The organism is bacterium (assembly GCA_018812485.1).
GTDB lineage: Bacteria > JAHJDO01 > JAHJDO01 > JAHJDO01 > JAHJDO01 > JAHJDO01.
This window is the reverse complement of sequence record JAHJDO010000077.1, coordinates 1-2,067: the sequence shown is the minus strand read 5'-3', so window position 1 is coordinate 2,067 and position 2,067 is coordinate 1. Positions and strand designations below refer to the sequence as shown.

Below are 2,067 nucleotides of genomic sequence, written 5' to 3'. Positions count from 1 at the left end.
ATCATCGGCCAAGAAAACAAGTTTGACTATTCTTTAATTTACAAGCACTAGGGAATTGAGATGGCAAATGCAGTTGATACCAGATTACGCTCCTGGGTCAAGTCAATTATTTGGAGAATTATAGGTATAGTGATACTGGGTGTTCTGGCTTGGTTGTTCACGCGGGATTGGAAAGAAACAACACTGATAACTATTACATTTCATGCAATTAGGCTTGTGCTTTACTACTATCATGAAAGAGCATGGGAAAGGATAGTTTGGGGGAGAAATACATCGAAGTCACCGGAATATAATATCTGAGGATAACATGAAGATAAACAAAGTCTATCTTTCGGAGATGGTTCAACACTGCCAGAAAGATTATCCTAACGAAGCGTGTGGGATACTGGCAGGTAAAGATGGAAAGATAGAGAGAATTTACAGGATGACCAACGCAGATAAAAGCTCAAAGACATTCTTTATGGGACCAAAGGAACAACTTAAAGTGATGAAGGAAATAAGAAACGTGGGACTGGAAATGGTGGGGATATATCATTCGCATCCTGAAACAGAGGCATATCCTTCAGCGTATGATGTAGAGTTGGCTTTTTATCCTGAGGTATCTTATGTGATCGTTTCATTAAAAGATAAAAATAGTCCGAATATTAGATCATTTAAGATTGAGGAAGGAAAGATTACTGAAGAGGATTTGAAGATAGAGGCAACTAACAATGAGAGTTAATCTGGGTCTAATAGGTTTTGGAACGGTAGGTAGCGGGGTAGTAAAGTTATTGAGAGAAAATCACGACCTAATTGGAAAAAAGACGGGAATAAATCTTTATCTTAAAAAAATAGTAGATAAAGATATTTCTTCAGACCGTAGAATAGAGGTAGATTCTAAAATTTTGACTACTGATGTTGAGACGATTTTCTCGGATCCAGAAATAAGCATAGTAATAGAACTGATTGGTGGAGAAGAACCAGCGAAGTCGTATATCGTTAAAGCATTGACGAGAAAAAAACACGTAATTACTGCAAATAAAATATTAATGGCAAAGTATGGTGAGGAAATATCCGGAATTGCTAAAGACAATAATGTCCAGATACAATATGAAGCCAGTGTAGCAGGTGGTATTCCTCTTCTTAATGCATTAAGAGAAGGATTAGTTGCTAATAAAATAAGGGCGATTTTGGGGATTATTAATGGCACAACAAATTACATATTAACCAGAATGAATGAAAATGAACAAAGCTTTGAAGAGGCACTGAAAGACGCAAAACGGAAAGGGTATGCTGAGACCAATCCTGCTTTTGATATAGAGGGAATCGATTCCAGTCAAAAGCTAGTGATTTTATCCTCTCTTGCATTTGGCACAAGAGTAGATGTAGGTGATGTTTATACTGAGGGTATTTCCAAAATCACTATTCAGGACATTAAATTTGCACGCGAATTTGGTTATATCATAAAACTTTTAGCTATTGCTAAAAACACAAACGAAGATATAGAGCTTCGTGTTCACCCAACAATGATTCCTTTGAAACATCCGTTAGCATCGGTCAGGGATGAATACAATGCTATTTGTATTGAAGGTGATGCTGTGGGCACAACTATGTTTTATGGAAAAGGAGCTGGACAGATGCCTACAGCAAGTAGTGTTGTCTCTGATATCATTAAGATTGCTCTGAGTATAAATAATACTATTTTATATCCAAATTTATCATGGGACACAAAGAAAATAAGGCCCATAGAAGAGATGATTTCAAGATATTATTTACGATTTCCAATTATTGACCAACCGGGAGTCATTGGTAAAATCGGCACTATTCTTGGTAAACACGATATCAGTATAACTTCTGCAGATGCTTCCTTGGTTGAGAAACAGAAAAATGAAGGTAATGTAGAGATATTGACTCATGAGACGAAAGAGAGAAATATTCGTTCTGCTCTAGGGAACTAGACAGATTTGGCGAAAAATGGGGCATAAGCGTAAGTCTATAAGTAAGAGTGTGTTACAGAGCAAATTTCGGTAAAAACAGAAAAATCATTCCCTAAAATGGTTGAATTCAAAATGAAAATATCAAGAATTT

Annotated in this window: 3 protein-coding genes; all 3 read left to right on the top strand. The window is 36.3% G+C overall.

What is annotated here, in order from left to right:
• Positions 1-60: 60 nt before the first annotated feature.
• The 3 genes from KKC91_06190 to KKC91_06180 are packed head-to-tail and all read left to right on the top strand — an operon-like array spanning position 61 to position 1,937.
• Positions 61-300, top strand: a complete 240-nt coding sequence (locus KKC91_06190; GenBank protein ID MBU0478138.1) for a DUF2061 domain-containing protein — start codon at positions 61-63, stop codon at positions 298-300.
• Positions 301-307: 7 nt separating this feature from the next.
• Complete coding sequence (locus KKC91_06185) at positions 308-721, top strand: M67 family metallopeptidase (GenBank protein MBU0478137.1); 414 nt, start codon at positions 308-310, stop codon at positions 719-721.
• Positions 711-1,937, top strand: coding sequence for a homoserine dehydrogenase (locus KKC91_06180; protein MBU0478136.1), 1,227 nt, complete (start codon positions 711-713; stop codon positions 1,935-1,937). Before KKC91_06185 ends, KKC91_06180 begins: the two co-directional genes overlap by 11 nt.
• Positions 1,938-2,067: the final 130 nt, after the last annotated feature.